Raw genomic sequence first — 21,675 nt, 5'->3', positions numbered from 1 at the left:
TCCGGCGCCGATTCGCGGAGCATGGCCGTTCTCTATGCCCATAAATTACGTTGAGGAGGAGTACCATGAGCGTACAGACGTTGAGCCGCGAGCAGGCGGCGGGCAAGGTAATGGTCGCGCTGGATTATCCGGACGCGGCTTCGGCCGAGAAGCTGCTGGCGGCGCTTGAAGGCATTCCTTGTTATATGAAAGTAGGCATGCAGCTGTTCTATGCGGCGGGTCCGGGCTTCGTCCGCAGCCTGAAGCAGCGCGGGTATAAAGTGTTCCTGGACGTAAAAATGCATGACATTCCGAACACGGTCAAAGGCGGAGCGAACAGCGTCACCCGCCTCGGGGTCGACATGTTCAACGTCCATGCGGCCGGCGGCCGCGACATGATGGAGGCGGCGATGGACGGAGTGGACGAGGCGCTGGATGCCGACTCCACGCTGGCCCGCCCGACGGTCATCGCCGTGACGCAGCTGACCAGCACGAGCCTGGAGATGCTCAACGACGAGATCGGCATCCTCGGAACGATGGAGGAGGCGGTCAAGCGCTACGCGCTGCTGGCCATCGCTTCCGGCCTCGACGGAGTCGTCGCCTCGCCGCATGAAGTAACGCTGGTCAAGGACTTTTGCGGGCCGACATTCCAGACGGTGACGCCGGGCATCCGTCCGGCCGGCGCCGATATCGGCGACCAGAGCCGCGTCATGACTCCGTCTGAAGCGCTTCAAGCCGGAACCGATTATATGGTCATCGGACGTCCGATCACGAAGGCCGCAGATCCGCGCGCCGCCATCGAATCCATTATCGAGGAGCTGATCAAGCCATGAGCACGATCCAACTGGAAAGCCTTCCGCGGGAAATCGCCGCCAAGCTGCTGGAGATCGGAGCGGTCGCGCTTCGTCCCGAGGAGCCGTTCACCTGGACATCGGGACTGAAATCCCCGATCTACTGCGACAACCGCCTGACGATGTCCTATCCGGAGATTCGCGAGCTGATCGCCGAGGGCTTCGCCGCTGTCATCCGTCAGAACTACCCCGATGCGGACGCGATCGCAGGCACCGCAACGGCCGGCATCCCGCATGCGGCCTGGGTAGCGCAGAAGCTGAACCTGCCGATGTCCTACATCCGCGACAAGGCCAAGGGGCATGGCAAGCAGAATCTGATCGAAGGCCGGATCGCCGAGGGCCAGAAGGTCGTCGTCATCGAGGACCTGATCTCGACCGGCGGCAGCTCGCTCAAGGCCGCGCAAGCGGTTCGCGAAGCCGGAGCGGAAGTGCTGGCTGTCCTGGCCATCTTCACGTACCAGTTCAAGCAGGCATCCGATGCCTTCGCCGAGGCTTCCGTGCCGCTGGCGACGCTGAGCAGCTATTCGGCGCTCATCGACGTTGCCGCCGAACGCGGCGTCGTGGAGAGCGGGCAGATCGATTCGCTCAAGGCTTGGCGCGAGGACCCGCAAGGGTACGGGAAGTAAGAGCACATTTTGACGCCAACCAATCTGGCCGGCTCCGCGAACAAGCGGGGCCGGCTTTTTTATCCGTCGAGTTAAGCCTAAAGGGCTGGCCCCATCCAACTAAAGTCGGCATAAAAAATCCGAATAAGGAAGACATTCCCAGACGTCTCTGCTAAACTGCTGAAGGGGGTGGCAGAGCGAAATGAATACCAGAAACCGGCTTCTAGCCGGAATCATCGCGGTCCTGATCGCCGGAAGCTGGATCGGCAACGTCCTTTATTATCGGAGCGGCCAGCTGCGGGAGCCGCTGTTCATGAATCATGAAATCATGACGGCCACGCAGGGAAGCATAATCGATCTCTACTATTTGGAGAACAAGAGTACAGGCAAAAAAGTGACGGCCATCCAAATCGAAGCGCTGCCGTCGCTCCGGTTTGAATTGACCGAGTGGCAGAGCTTTTCCCATCAGAAATTCATGCATGCCTTCGGCTATGCCGAAAGCGATCTGCAACCCGGCAAGTATACAGAGGCGACCGTCTATTACAATGAAGGGCCTCCGAAGAAAGTGCCGATCGGCATCATCGAAGTAGAGGATGGGGAGGGAGACGGGAACGGGGCGCTGAATTTCTACTCTTCGGGCGGAGGCAGCGACGGCTCCGGATTCATAAGCGGACGCTTGAGAAGGGATAGCGTGGTTGAGGAGGTCTCGACCAGCATCGGCGACAACTACAAGCCGCTGCTGACCTATGAGCTGAAAGCGACGATGCCGGGCGCAGGCGAGCTCGTTCCGATCCAGCTGCCGGAGCGGGTCCCGCAAGGCGCATCGCTGCGAGTGGACTATCAGTGGCATGAGCAGGACCCGGCCGCCGGAATCCCGACCGTGTTCAGGCCGTGGATGACGATCCGGTCGCAAGCTTCGGACGGAACGGAGCGGATCGATAAGAACCTGATCCAGTTCAATCTGTATCTGACCGAAGCCCAGGTACGCGCCCTCGTTAAAAGGGAGGCGAATCCATGATCGACGCCAGATTGATGGCTCCGCTGCGCCGTCTCGGCTGGGGACTTACGCTCATCTTTATCGATATCCGGTTCGGAACCATTGATATTCTGCCTGACTTCATCGGCTGCCTGATGGCGGCTTCCGCGCTCGGGACTCTCGCTTCGAGCCATAAATCGTTCGGCAAAGCAAGGGCGGCAGCCTATATTCAGGCTCTCTTGTCGCTGCCGGATCTGGTCCTGAAATCGGATACGCTGACTGGCTTCGCTTCGGTACCGCTCGGCATGCATCTGTACGGCCAAGGCTTGACGCTGCTGCACACGCTTATGGCGTATTGGCTGTTCCAGGGCTTTCTGGCGCTGGCCAAGGAAGCCGGAGCTGTCGAGCTTGCGGGAACCATTGCCGGACGAGGCAAGCTTTATCTGGCTTGCAGCGCTCTGCAGCTCTTGGCATACCCGTATCTGCTGAACTTCAACGATAAGGGCTGGATTCTTTCATTCGGCGCTTTTGTCGTCTTTTTGCTCCTGCTGGAACTGCTGCTGCTGCGGATTCCGTTCCGGCTGGCCAAGCTGCCGCCTAGGGAAGAGGTAGAGAAAGGGAGGACCATCGATTGGAAAGCATGAGATCAATAAGACGCTTGATGCGGGGAGAGCCGCTTCCTCTGGAGCTGCTGCTGCTAGCCGATCCCGCACGGGATCTCGTCGAGGATTATGCCGAGCGCGGGGAATGCTGGGTGCTGGAAGATGAAGAAGCGCATGCCGCCATCGGGGTGTACGTCCTGATCCGTACCCGTCCGGCAACGGCGGAGCTCGTGAACGTGGCCGTCTCCGAGTCCCATCAGGGACGCGGCATCGGCAAGAAGCTCGTGCTTCATGCCGTCGAACGCGCTCGTGAGATCGGCATGGCGACGATCGAGGTGGGCACGGGCAGCACGGGCATTGGCCAGATCGCGCTGTACCAGAAATGCGGGTTCCGGATAACCGGGGTGGACCGCGATTTTTTCATCCGGCATTATGAGGAGGAAATCATCGAGAACGGAATGATTCTGCGCGACATGCTCCGGTTTTCGATGGATTTGTAGACCTTATTCGTGTCGAATAATGATTGTTTATATTTCAATAGACATTTCTCCTATCAGCGTCGATAATAGACGGGGAGTTTCTAGAGATAGAGGTACAATCGACCTAAGTTGGGGGATATGAACATGACAAACAAATTCAAACGAACGGCCGGGATATTGCTGGCATCCGCGGCGTTTGCGACCGGGGCAGCAGGCTTAGCGCCGGCAGCCTCGGCAGCGAAAGCTCCCATCAGCGTAACCTTGGACGGAGCTTTGCAGAAATACGATCAGTCGCCGATCCTGCTGGAAGGCTCCACGATGGTGCCTTTGAGAGGCATTTTCGAGGGGCTGGGAGCGAAGCTGTCGGTTTCGGGCAAAAAAATTACGGCGGTCAAGGGCCGCAAAACCGTCGTTCTGACAATCGGCGAAAAGACGGCGGTTATCAACGGCCAAAAAGTCACGCTGGCCCAGCGCTCCGTCGTGCTGAAGGGGCGGACGCTCGTTCCTCTGCGCTTCGTCGGCGAAGCGCTTGGAGCGCATGTCAGCTGGAACGCCTCCAAGTCGCTCGTGACGATCACGAGCCAGACGCCGGAGGAGCTTCAGCTCGAGCTGGACGGATACGCCAACGGCTACGTCTTCAAGCAGGATATCGCCGGTCTCAAGGGACTGATGGCGGACGGCTGGAAGATCGCGCAGAGCAAGGCGCCGCTGCTGAACAGCGTCGGATTCCGCAACGAGGAGATGATCCGCTTTTTCCTCGATCAGGGAGCATCGCTCCAGACCGCCGATCTGGACGAGAACGGCCAGAACGTGACGGTGTTCGATGTCGTTTCCTATCCGTACAAATTCACTGCAACGGGTTATGCGGAGACGACGGAAGAGGCCGATCTGGCGACCGTGAAGCTTCTGCTCAGCTATAAGCCGGATATTCCGGCCATTGAAAAAGCTTACGGCTCCGTTCTGTGGCATGCCATCCTTTCCGGCAGAGCCTCTATCGTGACGGAGCTTCTGAAGGCCGGCGCCGGCGTCAAGGCATACGATGCCGGAGACTATTTCCCGCCGCTCATCGCGGCTACGACGGCGGTGGACAAGGACGGCAAGCGCATGCCTTCGATGGTGGAGCTGCTCCTCAAGAGCGGCGCGGATGCCAACGATTGCAACTGCGATGCTTCCCAGGACTACACCCCGCTCGAAAATGCCAGCCGTACGATGTACGACGAGGATGAATACGGGGAGTCCGTAGCTTATGACCCCGATCCGGCCGTCGTGAAGCTGCTGCTGCAGTACGGAGCGGATCCGAAGCGCGACAATTCCCTCTACGAGGCTGTCGGCGCGGGCAGCCTGGAGATCGCCAAGCTGCTGCTTGCAGCCGGCGCCGATCCGAACAAAGTCTATCCAAGCGCGGAGGAAACGCCGCTGGAATATGCCAAGGCCATCGAGGATGCGGACATGATCGCTCTGCTCGAGGGAGCCGCCAAGCAAGCGTAAAGCGGCAGCTTTTCGAATTGCCCTTCAAAATGAAAAATGAACTCATCCTTGGATAGTCAGGAGGCTGCGGGCATGGAACTCAACCCTGCCGACAGACTGCAGGAAGCCGTATCCTTGCGAGCAGAGGGCGACGCCGAGAAGGCGCGCCTCCTGCTTGCGAAGCTGGCGGATGCGCATCCGGAGGACGCGCAGATATGGTATCAGCTCGCCTGGACCCATGATTCGCTCGGGCTGGAGAGGGAGGCGGTGCCGCTGTACGAGAAGGCGCTGTCGCTCGGCTTGCCCGAAAAGGATGACATTGGCGCGAGACTCGGCCTCGGCAGCACGCTGAGGACGCTTGGCTCATACGGGGACTCCGAGAAGCTGCTTCGCGAGGCTTTGGCCAAGTACCCGCAGCGGCGGGAATTCAACGTGTTCTTGGCCATGACCCTGCATAATCTAGGCCGCCATGCCGAGGCGATGGAGCTGCTCCTCGTGCAGCTGGCCGAGACGAGCTCCGACGAGGGGATCTCCTCGTACGGACGGGCTTTGAGCTTTTATTCCGACAAGTTGGATCGGGTTTGGAGTTGAAAAAAAGGCTTTACGTTCCGTTTTTTGCCATGTAATATGTACCATCAAACGGAAGGGTTTCTAGGGATCCGGGAAGCGGGCCGCCATGCGCCGCCCTCTCTTCGTCCGAACCGAGCGAAACCGCCGCGGCGCGATAGGCCGTGTACACCGTAGGGATAAAAGACCTTCGGAAAGTTCCGCCTGCTTGGTCAGGCCGGCTTTTCGAAGGTCTTTTTTTTGCTATCCATACCCGGACTGAAGGCCTGATTCCAGCGGAAATCATAGACAGAAGGGGGCGTCGGACATGAAGGTGCTTGAGACTAAAGGGCTGAAAAAAACGTTCATGGTCAAGCGCAAGCAGCCTGGACTCGGGGGAAGCTTCCGCTCGCTGTGGAAGCCGGAGTGGGGAGAGAAGGAAGCGGTGAAAGGAATCGATCTTGCGGTAGAGGAAGGAGAGACGATCGCGTTCCTCGGTCCGAACGGCGCAGGCAAATCCACGACGATCAAGATGCTCACCGGCATTCTGCATCCGACCTCGGGGGAGGCGAAGGTGCTTGGCTATACGCCCTGGCAGGAGCGCGGACGGCTGGCTTATCTCATCGGCACCGTATTCGGGCAGAAATCACAGCTGTGGTACCACCTGCCGCCGAGCGATACGTTTGAGCTGATGAGCCGCATCTACGAGCTGGACCGGGACGTCTACCTGAGACGGAAGGCTTCGCTCATCGAACGCTTCGATCTCGGTCCGTACCTGAACGTGCCGGTTCGGAAGCTGTCGCTCGGAGAGAGGATGCGCTGCGAGATCGCGGCCTCCTTCCTGCATGGACCGCGGCTGCTGTTCCTCGACGAGCCGACGATCGGGCTCGACGTCATCATCAAGGAGCGGATCCGCGAGCTCATCGCGGAGCTGAATCGGGAGGAAGGGACGACGGTCTTCCTGACCTCGCATGATGCGGGGGACATCGAGAAGCTGTGCCGCCGAGCGGTCGTCATCCATCACGGCGGCATCATGGTCGACGGGCCGGTGGAGGGGCTGAAGCGGGACATTCTGAGGTACAAGACCGTGACGGTCAGGCTGGCGGGGGAGGGGCGAGGCTCCGGAGCCGCGGTCCAAGGCTTGGCCGGGACGGAGCTGCTGGAGGCGGAGGAAGGCGTCCTGAAGCTTTCGGTCGATCTGACGAGCACCGACATCGAAACGGTGCTGTCCCGGCTCATGGGAAGCATCCGCATCGCGGATGTAACGATCGAGGACCCGCCGATGGAAGAGGTCATCAAGACGCTATTCTCCAGAAGCCGCGATCATGATTCGGCGGCCGGTGGTTCATTTGGCGGGGAAGGAGGGGGGCTGCCATGAAAACGGAAGTCCAGAATCTCGAAGGAACAGTACGAGGATACGATCCGCTCGGCGATCGCGGATGGGGACGGAGGAGGTACTCATCGCCAAAGGAAGCGGCGGTGCTGAAAGGGCGCAAATACGCCGCCGTCGGCACCATCACCTTCAAGCAGCAGACGGCGTACATGGCGGATTTTCTCATCCGCTCCGTCTTTCTCCTGCTGATCCTGTTCATCTTCATGCAGCTGTGGAGCGCCGCCTACAGCGGGCAGGGGGGAGCGGAGGCGAGCATCGGAGGCTTCGTCCTGAGGGACATCATCTGGTATCTCGTCCTGACGGAGGCGTTCACGATGGCCTGTCCCCAGCAATGCACGAGAATCGAGGAGGAGGTCAAAAGCGGAGGCGTCGCCGTCCGCCTGCTGACGCCGATATCCTATGTCGGTTATCAATATTTCTCCTATATGGGCGAGGCGCTGCTCCGCTTCGGCGTCAATCTCGCCGCAGGCATGCTGATCGGCTGGCTGATGGTCGGACCGCCGGATTTCGGCTTCGGCTGGGCGGGCATGGCGGCGCTCGGCCTCGGCTCCTTCACGATCGCTTACCTGCTCAACATGTCCATCGCGCTGTGCGCTTTCTGGGTCGAGGAGACCCGCGGCCTGGAGTTCGTCCTGCAGAAGCTGCAGTTCACGGTCGGCGGCATGCTCATTCCGCTCGATCTCATGCCGCACTGGCTGCAGCAGATCTGCGCATGGCTGCCGTTCCAGGCAGTGCTGTACTTCCCGGCGAAGACGGCCGTGGGCGGAACGGGCGCCTTGGGGGCATTTCTCGGCATCCAGATGATCTGGATCGTACTGCTCGGCGCGCTGGTCGCCTGGATCTACTCGAGGGGAGTGAGAAGGCTGAATGTCAACGGAGGCTAGAAAAGGAAGCTTGCGAAAGGGAACGCTGCCGTTCCTGCTTACCTGCTGGAAGCTCAATCTGGCGGGGGCGATGGAATTCCGGCTCAGCTTTTTCATGACGGCCGGCATGATGTTCCTGAACAATGTCATCTGGATCGTGTTCTGGGGCATTTTCTTCAGCCGCTTTCCGTCGGTCAACGGCTGGGAGCTGAGCGATGTCATGATGATGTGGGCCGTCGGCACGGGCGGCTTCGGCTGGGCGAGCATGCTGTTCGGCAATTTCAACCGCATCGCCTTCATCACCTCAAGGGGAGAGCTTGATGTGTATTTGACCCAGCCGAAGCCGGTGCTGCTCAATGTGCTGGCAAGCCGCATGTCCCTTACGGCCATCGGCGATTTTTTGTTCGGCTGGGCGATTTACGCGTACGCAGGCGATCATTCTCTCGGGGGCCTGCTGCGTTACCTGCTTGCTTTGCTGCTGGCCGGCCTGATCTTTCTGTTCTTCAATGTCGCGGCGGGCTCGCTCGCGTTCTTCATCGGCAACGCGGAGGGAATCGCGTTCCAGCTGTTCAACGGCCATCTGGCCTTTACGACGTATCCGACGGATATTTTCAAAGGGGCGGTGCGGCTCATCCTGTTCACGGTCATCCCGGCGGGTTTCATCAGCTACATGCCGATCGGGCTGCTGCGGGGCTGGCAGGGAGATTATCTGCTGCTCGCGACCGGTGCCGCGGCGCTGCTCGCCGCCGGCTCCATCGGCTTCTTCTACTGGGGGCTGAGGAGGTACAGTTCGGGCAATATGATGACGATGCGAAGCTGACGGGCTGGAGGCGCCGACGAGGCGTTGGATGCACGGCAAAAAAGCCTTCAGCCGCGGCTCGACTCCAGGTGAAACCGAATGCGGCAGGAGAGCCGGGCTGAAAGGGTTCCATTGTTTGGCTGACTGCGCATGTCTCGCCTGAAGCCGGATCGAGGCCGCCTTCAACCGGAGGGCGGCGCGCGGATGGCCCTTTATCCGGAACGGCCGCTATTCGTTGGCCGGCTACAGCCAGCCGGCGTAAAACCGCTCGTAGCCGTCTCTCATGACCTTATCCGAGAAGCGCTCGAAGGCATAGCCGCGGTTGTCGGATGAAACCTTGAGCGGGGATGCGGCCGCCATGTTCAGCAGCTCGAACCAGTTGCGCTCGTTGCCGGCGAACGTGTGCGTGGAGGAAATATGGCCGTAGCAAGGATGATCCGGCTTCACGACCAGCTTGCCCATCGCCATCGCTTCCGCCAGCGGCATGGAGAACGTATCGAAGACGCTGGAGCTCCAATATACTTTGGACGAGTTCATGAGCCCGAAGATGTCTTCTCGCGACAGCGCGAAGTGCAGCGTGACATTGGAAGGGATGTCGTAGCGCTTCATGCTTTCCCGGTAGCGCTGCCCGCCCATGACCATGACGACATCCTTGTCCGGATTGCGCCGGGCATATTCGATCGGCAGCTCCGGCCTGCGGTTGGGCTCGTCCCGGCCGATCCAGAGGATGCGGTTGCCGATGACGGCATCCGGATCGTAATGCTTGCGGGCGAGATCGCCCTCGAAGCCGATCGGGATGACGTCCACGTCGGTGACGCCGTAGTCGGTCTTGAACAGTCCCTTGAGATAGTCCGTATGGACGACGGCCTTGTCCACGATGGAATAGAAGGGCTTCATCATCTCGTACCCGGTCAAGTCCGGATGCGGGTAGGAGTGGGGAAACAGCACGCATTTGTCCACGAACATCTTGAGGTAGGTGAAGCCCGATACGGTATAGATGACCCGGTCGATCTTCTCCCGTTCCAGCTGCTCCAGCACGAGATCGTAATTGACGAGATCGCCCTTTTCGTATTCGTAGCCGGGAGCCTGGTCGTAATCGCTGACATGGCGCTCCGGCATGATATAGACGATTTCCACGCCCAGCTCACGGCTGAGCTCCTTCAGCCTTTCGGCGTAAATCCGCGGCCCTTGCGCCTCGGCGAACTGGATTTTTCTCATCACTAGCCCTACTTTGATCAATGGAAACCCTCCTGAATGTGTGCATCCTGCTGTCATTATAGAGCACTTTGGGAGAGAGGTTAAGCCGCCAAGCGCATTCCTGCCGAGGGGAGATCGAGTTTCTATGAATAGAGCCGTCAAATGGATGCAAACATTCTATGACCGCGATAACCGGACTAAGCTGAAAGTCTACCGGGACAAAGCGGAGCTCATCGGAAAACGGAATTTGAAAGCATGGGACGATCGACAGCTTCAGGCGGAATCCGTCCGGCTGCAAAAAGAAGCCAAGTCCGGCACGCCTTTGGACGAGCTGCTAGTCGATGCCTATGCGCTGGTCTGCGAGGCCGCGAAGAGAAAGCTGGGATTGCAGCCTTACGATGTCCAGATCATGGCTGCCATCGCCCTGCACGAGAGGTTTTTGATCGAGCAGCATACCGGCGAAGGGAAAACGCTCTCTGCGGTCATGCCTGCTTACCTGAACGCGCTGACCGGGAAAGGCGTTCATGTGCTGACGTTCAACGATTATTTGGCCCATCGGGATGCGGAGTGGATGGGTCCGGTCTATCGTTTCCTGGGGCTGACGGTCAGCTCGGTTCAAGCGGGCATGAGCCTGTCCGGGAAGCGGGAAGCGTACGCCAACGATATAACCTACGTTACGGCCAAAGAGGCGGGATTCGATTATTTGCGAGACACGATCGCGCTGAACGAAGCCGATATCGTGCATCGTCCGTTCCACTGCGTCATCGTCGACGAAGCGGATTCGCTGCTTCTCGACGAAGCGCGGGTGCCGTTGGTCATCGCCGGCGAGGCCGGCTCTTCCGGCAATGACGGCATCCGTTTCGCAGAGGCGGCCCGGCAGCTGCAGCAAGTCGAGCATTACGACTTCGACGAGTTCAAGCGGAACGTTTATTTGAATGAAGCCGGCTCGGCGAAAGCGGAGTCGCTGCTGGGCTGCGGCAATTTGTACACAAGCCATAACAGTCATTTGCTGACGTCATTAAACTGCGCGCTGCATGTGGAATTGTTATTGAAGAAGGACGTCGATTACATCGTCCGGGACGGGGAAATCGAGCTGATCGACGAATATACCGGCCGCGTGGCGGAGAACAGGCATTTGCCGGATGGGCTGCAAGCCGCGCTTGCGGCCAAAGAAGGGCTGCAGTCGAAAGGCGGCGGGGAAATTCTCGGGACGATTACCCTTCAGCACTTCCTCAGCCTGTATCCGAAAATCTGCGGAATGACGGCTACCGCGCACGCTTCCGCAACGGAATTCGAAGAAATCTATGCGCTGCAGGTTGTGCAAATACCGCCGCACCGGCCAAACATTCGGATTGACCATCCGTTCCGGATCCATACCCATAAAGAAGCCAAACTCAAGGCGCTTGTACACGAAATCTCGTCCATCCATGCGACGGGACGCCCCATTCTCATTGGGACGTCAAGCGTCGAGGAGTCTGACAGGCTGGCGGAGGCGCTGGCGGCTGCCGACGTAACCTGCCACGTTCTGAATGCGAAAAATGACGCAAAAGAATCCGAGATCATCGCCAAAGCGGGAGAAATCGGCGCCGTGACGGTATCGACGAATATGGCGGGACGCGGCGTCGACATCCGGCTCGGCGGCGGCAGCCCCGCGCAAGCCGAGGTTGTCGCCAAGCTGGGCGGACTGTACGTCATCGGCACGCATGTGAACGAAAGCGTGCGGATCGACGACCAGCTGCGCGGTCGCTCTGGCCGCCAGGGCGACCCGGGAGCTTCCGTATTTTTCGTAAGCCTGGAGGACGAGCTGCTGCTGCGGTTCGGCATCGATAAAGCGTATCGCAATCTCAGGCAGGATGAGGCTATCGACAAGCCGGTGCTCCGCAGCAAAATCGCGCATATTCAGCGCGTTGTTATGGGCCAGAACTTCCATATCCGCCAGGAACTGAACTGTTATTCGGATATGGTGGAGGAACAGAGGCGCATTCTATACGAGGAGCGGCTCGGAATTTTGAAAGGCGAGACGCCGATGAGCCCTTCGGAGCAGCGGGTACGGCTGTTTTATATCGACAAGCTCTGGGCTGACCATCTGGCTTACGTTTCTTCCCTTCGCGAAGGCATCCATTTGGAGAGCCTTGCCGAGCGCAATCCAATCGCCGAATTTCATGCGCAAATCATCCAAGCCTACGAGCAAATTCCAGCTGAGATAGATCGAGAGTCGGCGAATATGCTCCTAAGGCTCGGGGGGGCGAACGATCCGGCAAAGTGGGAACAGTTCGGGCTGAAGAGCCCCGCTTCCACTCGGACTTATATTATCAACGACCAATACATTCAGAACAATCGCAGCTCATGGACAGCAGAAACAATAATGGCTTATTATATTCGCAAGATAATGAAGCCGGTATTGGACCGGGCATTCGCCGCGCTGAACAAAGGCTGACGGCGTTGTCCCCGCGACCAAGCCGGCGAATCGCCGGGCTTGCGGTTTCGCGAGCTGGATGGGCTGCTGCTGAGGAGAACAATCCGGTCCGGCTCCCGGTGCTCCAGGATCTGCTTGCGGGGAGCAAGCGGCACCCTGAGAAGCTGGCCTTTCGAATCGACTCCAATGGATGACGATGATAGGGAGACGGCCAGCCGAAGCATGCGGGTTGCAATTTCCGTTGTTTTTTCCGATTGGATTCGCTGTGCTAGAATAAGAGGATCAGAGAATTACAGCGTTGTCAGGAGGAGAACAGTTATGGTCAGAATCGGAATCATCGGATCCAATTTCATTACAGAGACATTCATCGATGCGGCGAGGCGGGTGCCGGAGGCGGTCGTGGCGGCCCATTATTCCCGCTCCGCGGAGCGGGGCAAGGAATTCGCCGACAAGCATGATATTGCGCTGCGCTTCACCGAGCTGCAAGAGATGGCGGACAGCGACGCCATCGACGCGGTCTACATCGCCAGTCCGAATTCCCTCCATGCGCCGCAGGCGATCTACTTCATGCAGCGGGGCAAGCATGTGCTCTGCGAGAAGCCGATCGCGTCCAACGCGCGCGAGCTGCGGGAGATGATCGCCGCGGCCAAAGAGAACGGCGTGCTCCTGATGGAAGCGATGAAGTCGACCTTCGTGCCGAACTTCTCCGCGATCCGGGACAATCTCCCGAAGCTCGGCAGGATCCGGAACTACTTCGCCTCCTTCTGCCAGTACTCGTCCCGGTACGACCGCTACAAGGCGGGCGAGGTGCTGAACGCCTTCAAGCCGGAGCTGTCGAACGGCTCGCTCATGGATATCGGCACCTACTGCATCTATCCTCTCGTCGCTCTGTTCGGCAAGCCTTTGTCGGTGCAGGCAAGCGCCGTCATGCTGGATTCCGGGGTGGACGGCAAAGGCACGCTGACGCTTTCCTACGAAGGAATGGATGCCGTGCTCGTCCATTCGAAAATATCGGATTCCTCGCTCCCGGCGGAAATCCAGGGCGAAGACGGCGTCATGCTCGTCACCCGCATCAGCCAGCCGGACAGCGTCGTCATCCGTTACCGCGACGGCCGTCCCGAAGAGGATGTGACCCGGCCTCAGTCCGACAACACGATGCAGTACGAGATCGAGGAATTCACGCGCCTGATCCTTGGCGGCAAGCTGGAATCGGGCATCAATACGTTCGACAACTCTCTGGCGGTGCTGGAAATCATGGATGAAGCCAGGCGGCAGATCGGCCTGGAGTACCCCGCCGACAGGCGCGACGGAAGCATCGCTTGACGAATGGCGGCATGGATTTTTTTATGAAACCAATTGCGCTTGAATAAGGAAGGGGCTGTTCCGAGTCATATCCATGGCTTGGGACAGCCTCTTTTTCCGTGCATCCGCAATGAGGCCGGATGGCTCCGCCCACTAGCCCTGAATGTCGAAATTTGACCGAAAAACAGGCCGCCAGCAGCAAGCGGCATCACTTGACACCGGTACAATGGAACTCTTTTGCAAAAAAAAACGGTGAAAACCAAATTAAGGTGTAACCTTTAAGCATTTCCAATCGTCAGAACGAAAATGAGAAAGATGAGAAAAGGGAGAGGGTCTATGGTTTGGAAATTGAAACGCCCGGGGGAACAGCTGCCGGCAGAGACGGGCCAAGACGCCGCCGCCGAAGCTGCGGGCGAGGAGCTTCGCCAGCCGCAAGGCCGGGCAGAGCCGATCCTGCAGGTCATCGGCGTGCATCGCTCGTTCCATTCCTCGGGCGCCGACGTGCATGTGCTGAAGGGAATCGACATGAAGGTCGATCCGCTGCAGCTTGTCATGCTCAAAGGCCGGTCCGGCTCCGGCAAGACGACGCTGCTCAATCTGATCGGAGGTCTGGACACTCCTTCCGAAGGGAAGATATGGTTCGACGGTCTGCCCTTCCATGAGCTTGGAGACGATCGCCGGACCGTGGCGCGCAGAGAGCGAATGGGATTCATCTTCCAGGCGTTCGCCCTCATGCCGCTTCTTTCCGCCTGGGAAAATGTGGAGCTGTCGCTCCGGATGGCGGGAACGCCGCGCGGCGAGTGGAAAGAGCGGGTCGCGCACTGCCTGGAGCTGGTCGGGCTCGAGAAGCGGATGAAGCATCGTCCCTTCGAGATGTCCGGAGGCGAGCAGCAGCGGGTCGCCATCGCCAAGGCCATCGCCCATCGGCCGAGGCTGCTGCTGGCCGACGAGCCGACGGCGGAGCTGGATTCCCAGATGTCCGCCCAGATCATGAATGTATTCCGCACGATCATCAAATCCGAGCAGGTCACGATATGCATGACCACTCACGATCCTACGATTTTGGAGGTTGCCGATCATGTTTACGAAATGGTGGACGGTACGTTCATCTAAAAGCGCCGCGGCCGTGCTGCTGGGCTGTTCGCTGATTATGTCCGGGGGCTGCTCGCTGCTGCCCGCCGAGCAGTCGGAGGAGGTGCTCCCGTCGATCGCGCCGCCCCAGATCTCCAAGAAGCCCGAGTACGAGGTGACGACCGAAACGCTGACGACGACGGTGGACACGACGGGCAAATTGATTTCTTTGCGCGAGGAAACGCTCTATTACACGCTGGACGGCAAGCGGTTGAAGGACTTATACATAAAAGCAGGCCAGAAGGTCAAAGCGGGCGATCCCATCGCTTCGCTGGACGTGGAGGATCTGCAGAAGCAGGTGCGCGACCAGAAGCTTCAGTTCCGCAAGGACGAGGTGGGCATGAAGGAGACGCTCCGCAAGAAGGACGAGATGCCTCCCGTCGATTTCGAAGCGGCCGTCATCGCCTTCGAGGAGAAGAAGCAGGCGATAGCCGATCTGGAGCAGCAGATCGCCAAGGCGACGCTGACCGCGCCGTTCTCCGGCACGATCGTGCAGCTGACGCTGCAGAAGGGCGATGCCGTCAAAGCCTACGATCCCGTCTGCGTCATAGCGGACACCTCCCAGCTGGTTCCCGGCATTCAGCTCGATTCCAGCGATCTCGAGAAGGTGTCGGTCGGCATGAAGGCCGTCGTGGATATCAACAACGCCGGCACGATCAACGGCAAGGTCAAGACGCTCCCCGTCAAAGCCGCCGATGACGAATCGGGCGGAAACAACGGCAGCGGAAGCGGCAACGGCGGCGGCACCGGAACGAAGCCGGAGCGCCCCGAGGATTTCCTGACGGTACAGCTGGACAAAATGCCTGCCGGAGTTACCCGGGGCACGAGGCTTTCGGTCAGCATCATCGTGAAGAGCAAGCCGAACGCCGTCGTCATTCCGCCTTCCGCGCTCCGGAGCATCGGCTCGCGGACCTATGTGCAGGTTGCCGAGGGCGAGACGAAGCGGGAGGTGGATGTCGAGGTAGGCGAGCGCACCGCAACGGCGATTGAAATCCTCAAGGGCCTCGAGCCCGGGATGAAAGTGGTGGGCAAGTAAGGTGATGCTCATTCGATTCCTGTTCCGCAAAATGTGGAACACGCGCTGGCTGACGCTCAGTTCCCTGGCGGGCCTCGTGCTCGCCGTCGCGTTCGCGGTCAGCATACCCATGTATGCGGACGGCGCGCTGAAGCGCGTCGTCACCCAGTCGCTTCAGGAGAAGAGCGAGGGCCTTCCGGCCGGTTCCCTGCTGATGCGCTATTCCGCCTCGGGCGGTCCTACCGATCTCGGCTCGCTGAAGAACGTGGACGCCTATATCCGCGGGGAAGTCCCGGACATGATCGGCTTCCCGGTCGAGACCGCGGTGAAGAACTACGCGATCCGCAGCGCCGCGATTACGCCCGAGGATCCGACCAAGGTCGACGCCAGCATCATGAGGCAGTTCTCCCTGCAATCGCTGTCCGGCCTCGAGGCCCAAGCAGACCTGGCGCAGGGCCGCTGGTTCGCGGGAGGCAAAGGAGACGGCAGGACGGTAGAAGCCGTCGTTCTCGACGATGCCTTGTACCGGGCGGATATGCACGTGGGAGACGCATTCGATTATCCCGTCTACGCGAACGGCTCCAACCAATCGATCCGCGTCGTCGTCGTCGGCACCTTCAAGCCGAAGAAAAGCAGCGATCCGTACTGGTATCAAGGGCTCGAAGGGCTCATGAGCACCTTCCTGATCAGCGATGCCGCCATGGAGGATTCCCTCCTGACGGGGAACAAGATTCCGGTGCACAGCAGCAGCTGGTACTACTCGTTCGATCTCCGCAACATCCGCACGAGCGAGCTGTCTCCGCTCAGCCAGACGCTGGAGAGGCTCAACATCGACCTGTACCAGAAGCTTACCGACACGAAGGTCGAAATCAGCTTCGCTACGACCTTGCAGGAATTCCGCAAGATGAGCGTGCAGCTGCAGACGCTGCTGTTCACGCTGGCGGCGCCGATGATCGCGATGGTGTTCTACTTCATCGCCATGAACGCCCGCCAGGCGCTCGACAAGCAGCGCAGCGACATCGCGGTACTCCGCAGCCGCGGAGCCGGAACGAGGCAGATTGTCTGGCTGTACTTGCTGGAGAGCCTGCTGCTCGGAGGCGCGGCGCTCGTGCTCGGACCGATGCTCGGCTGGTTCATGGCCAAGAGCATCGGCTCGGCGAACGGCTTCCTGCAATTCGTCGACCGCAAGTCGATTCCGGTCGGCTTCACCACCGACGCCATCATCGCGGGATGCGCAGCGGTGCTGCTGGCCATGCTGGCGACGGTCATCCCGGCGGTCATCTACGCCCGCGCTTCGATCGTCGGCTACAAGCAGCAGCTGGCCCGCTCGGACCGGGCGCCCGTATGGCAGCGATGGTTTCTCGACATCCTGCTGCTCGGAGCGACCGGCTACGGCTGGTATCTGTTCAACCAGCGGCAGATGCTGACGTTCCAGACCGGCATGACGACGGATCAGCTCAACGTGCAGCCGTTCCTGTTCTTCGTGCCGGCGCTGGCGATTTTTTCGCTCGGACTGTTCTTCCTGCGGCTGTTCCCGTGGCTGCTGCGCCTGTTCAACTGGCTCGGCCGCAAGCTGCTGCCGGTTCCGCTGTACTTGACGCTGACGCAGCTGTCGCGCTCGTCCAAAGGTTATTACCCGCTTATGATTCTGCTTATCCTTACCTTGGGGCTGGGCGTGTACAACGCCTCCGCGGCCCGGACGATCGATCTCAACTCCACGGAACGGACGCTGTACCAATACGGCACCGACGTGGTCATGCAGACGGTATGGCCGGGATCGCCCGAGCTTCCTCCGACGCAGGGAGGCGGCAGCGGCAACGGCTCCGGAGGCAACGGCTCCGGCGGCAATGGCTCCGGGGGCGGAGCAGGCGGCGGAGGAGCGGGCGGAGGCCAAGGCGGCGGAGGCAATCCGGTGCCGGCTACGATCCGATACAGCGAGCCGCCCTTCGAGCTGTTCCGCACTCTGGAAGGGGTCGAGGCGGCGGCGCGGGTGCTCCAGACGAAAGGGAGCATCGTTGTGTCGGGACGCTCCATCGGCCAAGGCACGCTGATGGGGATCGACAATGTGGATTTTGCCAAAGTAGGCTGGTTCCGCAACGACCTGTATCCGGTCCATCCGTTCAACTACCTCAATAATCTGGGAATCTACGCGGAAGGCATGGGAGCGATCATTCCGACTTCGATGGCGGAGAAGTACCAGCTGAAGCTGGGAGATACCGTCTCGGTCGGACTGTCGGACGGCATGATCGATTTCTCCGTCGTCGGCATCCTTCCTTATTGGCCGTCCCAGTATCCGGATCAGTCGCCGTTCATCATCGCCAACCTGGATTACATCTACGATCAGGTGCCGATCATTCCTTATGATGTCTGGCTCAAGATGAAGCCCGGAGCGAAGGTCGCCCCGCTCATGAGCAAGCTGGCGGCGCAAGGCGTCGAGCTCGCATCCGTGAAGGACGTGCGCACCGAGCTCGTGACGCAGAGCAAGCTGCCGACTCGCGGCGGGGTGTTCGGCATCCTCAGCCTCGGCTTCCTCGTCTCCGTCATCGTGACGCTGACCGGCTATATTCTGTACTGGTTCTTCAACCTGTCGGGACGCGTCGTCCAGTTCGGCGTGCTGAGGGCGATGGGACTCTCGCGAGGACAGCTGACGGGCATGCTGCTTCTGGAGCAGCTGTTCACGGCCGGCCTCAGCATCGGCCTGGGCGTGCTCATCGGCAAGATCGCGAGCATCCTGTTCCTGCCCTTCCTGGAGACGACGGACGGCTCCAGCGGCAACGTGCCGCCGTTCCGCGTCGTGTTCAACAGCCAGGATACGGCGCAGCTGTACGGAGTCGTCGGCTTCATGATGCTGACGGGAGCTCTGCTGCTGCTGCTTCATATCCGCAGGCTGCGGGTCCATCAGGCGGTCAAGATGGGAGAGGAGCGGTGATGGCATCATGATCGAATGCGAAGGCTTGGTCAAAATCTACAAAACGGACGATCTGGAGGTCGTCGCCCTGCAGGGCTTGAACTTGAGCGTTCAGGACGGCGAGCTGATGGCGATCATCGGCAACAGCGGCAGCGGCAAGTCGACCCTGCTCAACATTCTGGGCGGACTCGACCGCCCTTCGGCGGGCAGCGTCAAGGTCGGGCCTTGGGATTTGCTCCAGGTGACGGACGACCAGCTCGTCAAATACAAGCGGGATACGGTCGGCTTCATCTGGCAGAACAATGCCCGCAACCTGCTGCCGTATCTGTCCGCTCTGGAAAATGTCGAGATGCCGATGATGCTCTCCGGCAAGGTCGACCGGCCCTATGCCAAGCAGCTGCTGGATTGGGTCGGGCTGAAGGAGCGGATGCACAACAAGCTGCATCAGCTCTCGGGAGGCGAGCAGCAGCGGGTGGCGATCGCCATCTCGCTGTCCAACCGGCCGCAGATGCTGCTCGCCGACGAGCCGACGGGCTCCGTGGACAGCCGCACCTCCGACCTCATCATGGACATTTTCCGGCGGCTCAACCGCGAGCTGGGCCTGACCATCGTCATCGTCACCCATGACCTGTCGCTGGCCGGGAAGGTGGACCGGGTCGTCGCGATCCGGGACGGACTGACGAGTACGGAGTTCCTTCGCCGCAACCCGAATCTCGACGATGAGTCCGCATTCGGCGCGGGAGGCCTGCAGGAGGTTCACGAAGCTTACGCGGTCGTCGACCGCGCGGGCAGGCTGCAGGTGCCCAAGGAATATTTGTCCGCGCTCGGCATCAGCAACAAGGCTTCCATGGAGTTCGACGGGGAGCGCATCATCATTACGAAACCAAAGCCTTTAGAGGGGGAACAAGCATGAGTATGGAATCGGGTCAATCAACAAAGAAAGAGGCCGGACGCAAAGTCCGCCGCACGGCAGCCATCGGCTTGTCGCTCGTCATGGCATCGGCCGTGCTCAGCGCATGCAGCGGGGGAACGGCGGATAAGCCGGAGAACCGCGTGCTGCGGATCGGCATGATGTACGGCTCGCCGGATCAGGAGCAGTGGATCCGCCAGCAGTACACGGACACGTATGAATTCACGCATCAGAACATCGAGCTGCAGTTCGAGTACGCGATCAACTACAACGACATGCGCGGCCAGAACGGCGAGCAGCAGCCGGATCCGTACGAGAAGTTCAAGGAGCTGCTGACGGGCAAGAACCCCGTCGACGTCGTCATCGCCGATTACAGCAATCTGCCGCGCATGACGCAGGACGGCCTGCTCAAGGAACTCGATCCGTTGATTACGAAGGACAAATTCGATATCAGCGACTACGTGCCGACTGTGATCGACGGCATCAAAGCGGTCGGAGACAACAAGATCTACGTCCTGTCTCCCACATTCTCCTGCTCGGCGCTCTTCTACAACAAGAAGATCTTCCAGAAGGCCGGCGTGCAGCCGCCGACGGACAATATGACCTGGCAGCAGGTGTTCGATCTGGCCCGCAAAGTCAGCGGCGGCGAAGGCGCGGACCAAGTGTACGGCATGACGATCAACCGCTGGGGCGGATCGGATCTGTACAGCGACGTCTCGACGTACGTACAGCCGCTTCAGCTGAAAATTTTCGACGACAAAGCCGAAAAGATGCTCGTGGACAGCGGCACGTCATGGTCCAACGCGATCAAGACGATTCTTGATCTGTACAAGGTCAAGGCCATCCCGAATCAGGAAGGCTACCAGAAGCTCAGCGAAGCGCTGAACAAGAAATACGAAAAGGCCAGCAAGGAAGGCGCCAACAACTACAATCCGTTCCAAGGCGATCTGTTCGGCAGCGGCAACATTGCGATGACCGTTGCGGACTACGGCTACATCTCCCAAATGAAGAGCAACAACAATTACGCTTCGCAAAACAAGGACTTTACGCCTGTGGACTGGGATGTCGTGACGGCGCCGGTATTCGAGGAGAAACCCGGCATCGGCGGAAACTCCTACCTCAGCCAGCCGCTCGGCATCAACAACAAGGCGCAGAATGCGGATGACGCCTGGGACTTCATCAAGTTCCTGAACAGCAAGGAATGGGCGAAGCTGAAGTCCCGCAGCACCTATGAAATTCCGGCTCGTGCGGAGTTCATCAAGCCGATCGACGGCATGCAGTACAACATCAAAGCGTTCTACACGCTGAAGCCGATTCCGCCGGATACGAGCAACATGCAGGATATCTACACGAAATATCCGGGACTGAACGAAATGTATTCCATCAGCCAGCAGCTGTTCCAGGAAGCGGCGACCGGCAAGAAGACGCCGGAGGAAGTCGTCAAGGAATGGGCCGTCAAGGGCAATGCCTTGCTCAAGAAAGTCAAAGCCAATCCGAAGGGAACGGATCAGGGCGGGGCGACGACGGAAGGCGGAACAGCGACAGAAAAGGAAAAAGTAGACGCGGCGGCCGGAAACGGCTAAGCATCCAGCGATCAAGAGCGGTCTTTCGGGACCGCTTTTTTCTATTCGGCTTCAAGCTGCAAGGCCTCCCGCATTTTTGCCGCGACGCTGGAATGTTTTCCTAGTCCGCTGGGGTAAACTAGGAGCAGAGAGAAAGGAAGGGGCTTGCTGATGAACTGGATTTATTGGGGAAGGCTGTATGAGAGCAAATTCCAGGCCGGCTGCCTGGTCAAGCGGATGGAGAACGACTGGTGGATCTACGGATATGAATGCCCGCGCGAGATCGAAGTGTTCCAGTCGAGGAAGGGAAAATACGGCGTCAGATATTTGCCATAGGAAGTTGACTTTCGGGAAGCTTTTATTGTATATTTATCCTTGTGTTCCAAACGGAACCTTTCTTTTTTTGGACGACGCGGGGTGGAGCAGTCCGGTAGCTCGTCGGGCTCATAACCCGAAGGCCGCAGGTTCAAATCCTGCCCCCGCAACTTACTTAGTCCTGATCAGCATCTTACCTTTTTGACACAAAAAGGGCCCTTAGCTCAGTTGGTTAGAGCGGTCGGCTCATAACCGATTGGTCGCAGGTTCGAGTCCTGCAGGGCCCACCAATGTAAGTTGAATCCTTGCGGAGCAAGGCTTTTTTTATTTATAGGCCATAAGGAAGCCGGCCGGCGGAT

At 59.5% G+C, this 21,675-nt stretch carries 19 protein-coding genes and 2 tRNA genes; 20 read left to right on the top strand and 1 reads right to left on the bottom strand.

Annotated features, from left to right (window positions below; all coding sequences use genetic code 11):
- The first annotated feature begins 65 nt into the window (after positions 1–65).
- The 10 genes from pyrF to VE23_RS07180 all read left to right on the top strand — a co-directional run bounded on the left by pyrF (position 66) and on the right by VE23_RS07180 (position 8,581).
- A complete protein-coding gene (gene pyrF / locus VE23_RS07225; RefSeq protein WP_049867660.1) occupies positions 66–812 on the top strand; it encodes an orotidine-5'-phosphate decarboxylase in 747 nt (248 codons plus the stop codon).
- Positions 809–1,456 carry an orotate phosphoribosyltransferase gene (gene pyrE, locus VE23_RS07220; RefSeq protein WP_048749759.1) on the top strand — a complete coding sequence of 216 codons (648 nt, stop codon included), beginning with the start codon at positions 809–811 and terminating at the stop codon, positions 1,454–1,456. The genes pyrF and pyrE overlap by 4 nt, the downstream gene beginning before the upstream one ends.
- A gap of 181 nt (positions 1,457–1,637) precedes the next feature.
- Complete coding sequence (locus VE23_RS07215; protein ID WP_049867659.1) at positions 1,638–2,453, top strand: hypothetical protein; 816 nt, start codon at positions 1,638–1,640, stop codon at positions 2,451–2,453.
- Positions 2,450–3,055: a hypothetical protein gene (locus VE23_RS07210; protein WP_049867658.1), complete on the top strand. Its 606-nt coding sequence runs from the start codon at positions 2,450–2,452 to the stop codon at positions 3,053–3,055. The genes VE23_RS07215 and VE23_RS07210 overlap by 4 nt, the downstream gene beginning before the upstream one ends.
- On the top strand, positions 3,052–3,513 hold the full coding sequence (locus VE23_RS07205) for a GNAT family N-acetyltransferase (RefSeq protein ID WP_049869658.1): 462 nt from the start codon (positions 3,052–3,054) through the stop codon (positions 3,511–3,513). Before VE23_RS07210 ends, VE23_RS07205 begins: the two co-directional genes overlap by 4 nt.
- Before the next feature lie 123 nt (positions 3,514–3,636).
- Positions 3,637–4,980: a stalk domain-containing protein gene (locus VE23_RS07200; RefSeq protein ID WP_049867657.1), complete on the top strand. Its 1,344-nt coding sequence runs from the start codon at positions 3,637–3,639 to the stop codon at positions 4,978–4,980.
- 72 nt (positions 4,981–5,052) lie between these two features.
- Positions 5,053–5,550, top strand: coding sequence for a tetratricopeptide repeat protein (locus VE23_RS07195; RefSeq protein ID WP_048749762.1), 498 nt, complete (start codon positions 5,053–5,055; stop codon positions 5,548–5,550).
- A 283-nt stretch (positions 5,551–5,833) separates the two neighbouring features.
- The gene (locus tag VE23_RS07190; protein ID WP_049867656.1) at positions 5,834–6,883 is read left to right on the top strand and encodes an ABC transporter ATP-binding protein; all 1,050 of its coding nucleotides are present in this window, start codon (positions 5,834–5,836) and stop codon (positions 6,881–6,883) included.
- Positions 6,880–7,782: an ABC transporter permease gene (locus VE23_RS07185; RefSeq protein ID WP_084781343.1), complete on the top strand. Its 903-nt coding sequence runs from the start codon at positions 6,880–6,882 to the stop codon at positions 7,780–7,782. The genes VE23_RS07190 and VE23_RS07185 overlap by 4 nt, the downstream gene beginning before the upstream one ends.
- Positions 7,783–7,792: 10 nt before the next feature.
- Positions 7,793–8,581 (top strand): ABC transporter permease, encoded by a 789-nt coding sequence (locus VE23_RS07180; RefSeq protein ID WP_232313346.1) that lies wholly within the window; start codon positions 7,793–7,795, stop codon positions 8,579–8,581.
- Positions 8,582–8,803: 222 nt separating this feature from the next.
- On the opposite strand, the gene VE23_RS07175 is transcribed toward VE23_RS07180, so the two are convergent.
- Entirely contained in the window at positions 8,804–9,799 is a 996-nt protein-coding gene (locus VE23_RS07175; protein ID WP_049867655.1) for a glycosyltransferase, read from the bottom strand.
- A gap of 103 nt (positions 9,800–9,902) precedes the next feature.
- On the opposite strand from VE23_RS07175, the gene VE23_RS07170 reads away from it, so the two are divergent.
- The 10 genes from VE23_RS07170 (at position 9,903) to VE23_RS07130 (ending at position 21,606) form a co-directional block, all read left to right on the top strand.
- Positions 9,903–12,194, top strand: a complete 2,292-nt coding sequence (locus VE23_RS07170) for a preprotein translocase subunit SecA (RefSeq protein WP_049867654.1) — start codon at positions 9,903–9,905, stop codon at positions 12,192–12,194.
- A 297-nt stretch (positions 12,195–12,491) separates the two neighbouring features.
- Positions 12,492–13,496 carry a Gfo/Idh/MocA family protein gene (locus tag VE23_RS07165; protein WP_048749767.1) on the top strand — a complete coding sequence of 335 codons (1,005 nt, stop codon included), beginning with the start codon at positions 12,492–12,494 and terminating at the stop codon, positions 13,494–13,496.
- Positions 13,497–13,811: 315 nt separating this feature from the next.
- Positions 13,812–14,588 (top strand): ABC transporter ATP-binding protein, encoded by a 777-nt coding sequence (locus VE23_RS07160; RefSeq protein WP_084781341.1) that lies wholly within the window; start codon positions 13,812–13,814, stop codon positions 14,586–14,588.
- A complete protein-coding gene (locus tag VE23_RS07155; RefSeq protein ID WP_048749769.1) occupies positions 14,554–15,642 on the top strand; it encodes an efflux RND transporter periplasmic adaptor subunit in 1,089 nt (362 codons plus the stop codon). Before VE23_RS07160 ends, VE23_RS07155 begins: the two co-directional genes overlap by 35 nt.
- Before the next feature lie 4 nt (positions 15,643–15,646).
- Positions 15,647–18,550, top strand: coding sequence for an ABC transporter permease (locus tag VE23_RS07150; RefSeq protein ID WP_049869656.1), 2,904 nt, complete (start codon positions 15,647–15,649; stop codon positions 18,548–18,550).
- A gap of 7 nt (positions 18,551–18,557) precedes the next feature.
- Entirely contained in the window at positions 18,558–19,442 is an 885-nt protein-coding gene (locus VE23_RS07145) for an ABC transporter ATP-binding protein (RefSeq protein WP_048744881.1), read from the top strand.
- A complete protein-coding gene (locus tag VE23_RS07140; RefSeq protein ID WP_232316824.1) occupies positions 19,439–21,022 on the top strand; it encodes an extracellular solute-binding protein in 1,584 nt (527 codons plus the stop codon). The genes VE23_RS07145 and VE23_RS07140 overlap by 4 nt, the downstream gene beginning before the upstream one ends.
- A 150-nt stretch (positions 21,023–21,172) precedes the next feature.
- The gene (locus tag VE23_RS26960) at positions 21,173–21,337 is read left to right on the top strand and encodes a hypothetical protein (RefSeq protein WP_164762992.1); all 165 of its coding nucleotides are present in this window, start codon (positions 21,173–21,175) and stop codon (positions 21,335–21,337) included.
- 75 nt (positions 21,338–21,412) lie between these two features.
- Positions 21,413–21,486, top strand: a tRNA-Met gene (locus tag VE23_RS07135).
- 43 nt (positions 21,487–21,529) lie between these two features.
- Positions 21,530–21,606 (top strand) — tRNA-Ile (locus VE23_RS07130).
- The last annotated feature ends 69 nt before the right edge of the window (positions 21,607–21,675 follow it).

The organism is Paenibacillus sp. D9 (genome assembly GCF_001188365.1).
GTDB classification, from domain to species: domain Bacteria; phylum Bacillota; class Bacilli; order Paenibacillales; family Paenibacillaceae; genus Paenibacillus_O; species Paenibacillus_O humicus.
This window is presented reverse-complemented; position numbering and strand designations above follow the sequence as displayed.

What these genes read in the sequence shown, in the direction of transcription:
- pyrF (WP_049867660.1), top strand. Translation starts at nt 66, where the DNA reads ATGAGCGTACAGACGTTGAGCCGCGAGCAGGCGGCGGGCAAGGTAATG.
- pyrE (WP_048749759.1), top strand. Translation starts at nt 809, where the DNA reads ATGAGCACGATCCAACTGGAAAGCCTTCCGCGGGAAATCGCCGCCAAG.
- VE23_RS07215 (WP_049867659.1), top strand. Translation starts at nt 1,638, where the DNA reads ATGAATACCAGAAACCGGCTTCTAGCCGGAATCATCGCGGTCCTGATC.
- VE23_RS07210 (WP_049867658.1), top strand. Translation starts at nt 2,450, where the DNA reads ATGATCGACGCCAGATTGATGGCTCCGCTGCGCCGTCTCGGCTGGGGA.
- VE23_RS07205 (WP_049869658.1), top strand. Translation starts at nt 3,052, where the DNA reads ATGAGATCAATAAGACGCTTGATGCGGGGAGAGCCGCTTCCTCTGGAG.
- VE23_RS07200 (WP_049867657.1), top strand. Translation starts at nt 3,637, where the DNA reads ATGACAAACAAATTCAAACGAACGGCCGGGATATTGCTGGCATCCGCG.
- VE23_RS07195 (WP_048749762.1), top strand. Translation starts at nt 5,053, where the DNA reads ATGGAACTCAACCCTGCCGACAGACTGCAGGAAGCCGTATCCTTGCGA.
- VE23_RS07190 (WP_049867656.1), top strand. Translation starts at nt 5,834, where the DNA reads ATGAAGGTGCTTGAGACTAAAGGGCTGAAAAAAACGTTCATGGTCAAG.
- VE23_RS07185 (WP_084781343.1), top strand. Translation starts at nt 6,880, where the DNA reads ATGAAAACGGAAGTCCAGAATCTCGAAGGAACAGTACGAGGATACGAT.
- VE23_RS07170 (WP_049867654.1), top strand. Translation starts at nt 9,903, where the DNA reads ATGAATAGAGCCGTCAAATGGATGCAAACATTCTATGACCGCGATAAC.
- VE23_RS07165 (WP_048749767.1), top strand. Translation starts at nt 12,492, where the DNA reads ATGGTCAGAATCGGAATCATCGGATCCAATTTCATTACAGAGACATTC.
- VE23_RS07160 (WP_084781341.1), top strand. Translation starts at nt 13,812, where the DNA reads ATGGTTTGGAAATTGAAACGCCCGGGGGAACAGCTGCCGGCAGAGACG.
- VE23_RS07155 (WP_048749769.1), top strand. Translation starts at nt 14,554, where the DNA reads ATGTTTACGAAATGGTGGACGGTACGTTCATCTAAAAGCGCCGCGGCC.
- VE23_RS07150 (WP_049869656.1), top strand. Translation starts at nt 15,647, where the DNA reads ATGCTCATTCGATTCCTGTTCCGCAAAATGTGGAACACGCGCTGGCTG.
- VE23_RS07145 (WP_048744881.1), top strand. Translation starts at nt 18,558, where the DNA reads ATGATCGAATGCGAAGGCTTGGTCAAAATCTACAAAACGGACGATCTG.
- VE23_RS07140 (WP_232316824.1), top strand. Translation starts at nt 19,439, where the DNA reads ATGAGTATGGAATCGGGTCAATCAACAAAGAAAGAGGCCGGACGCAAA.
- VE23_RS26960 (WP_164762992.1), top strand. Translation starts at nt 21,173, where the DNA reads ATGAACTGGATTTATTGGGGAAGGCTGTATGAGAGCAAATTCCAGGCC.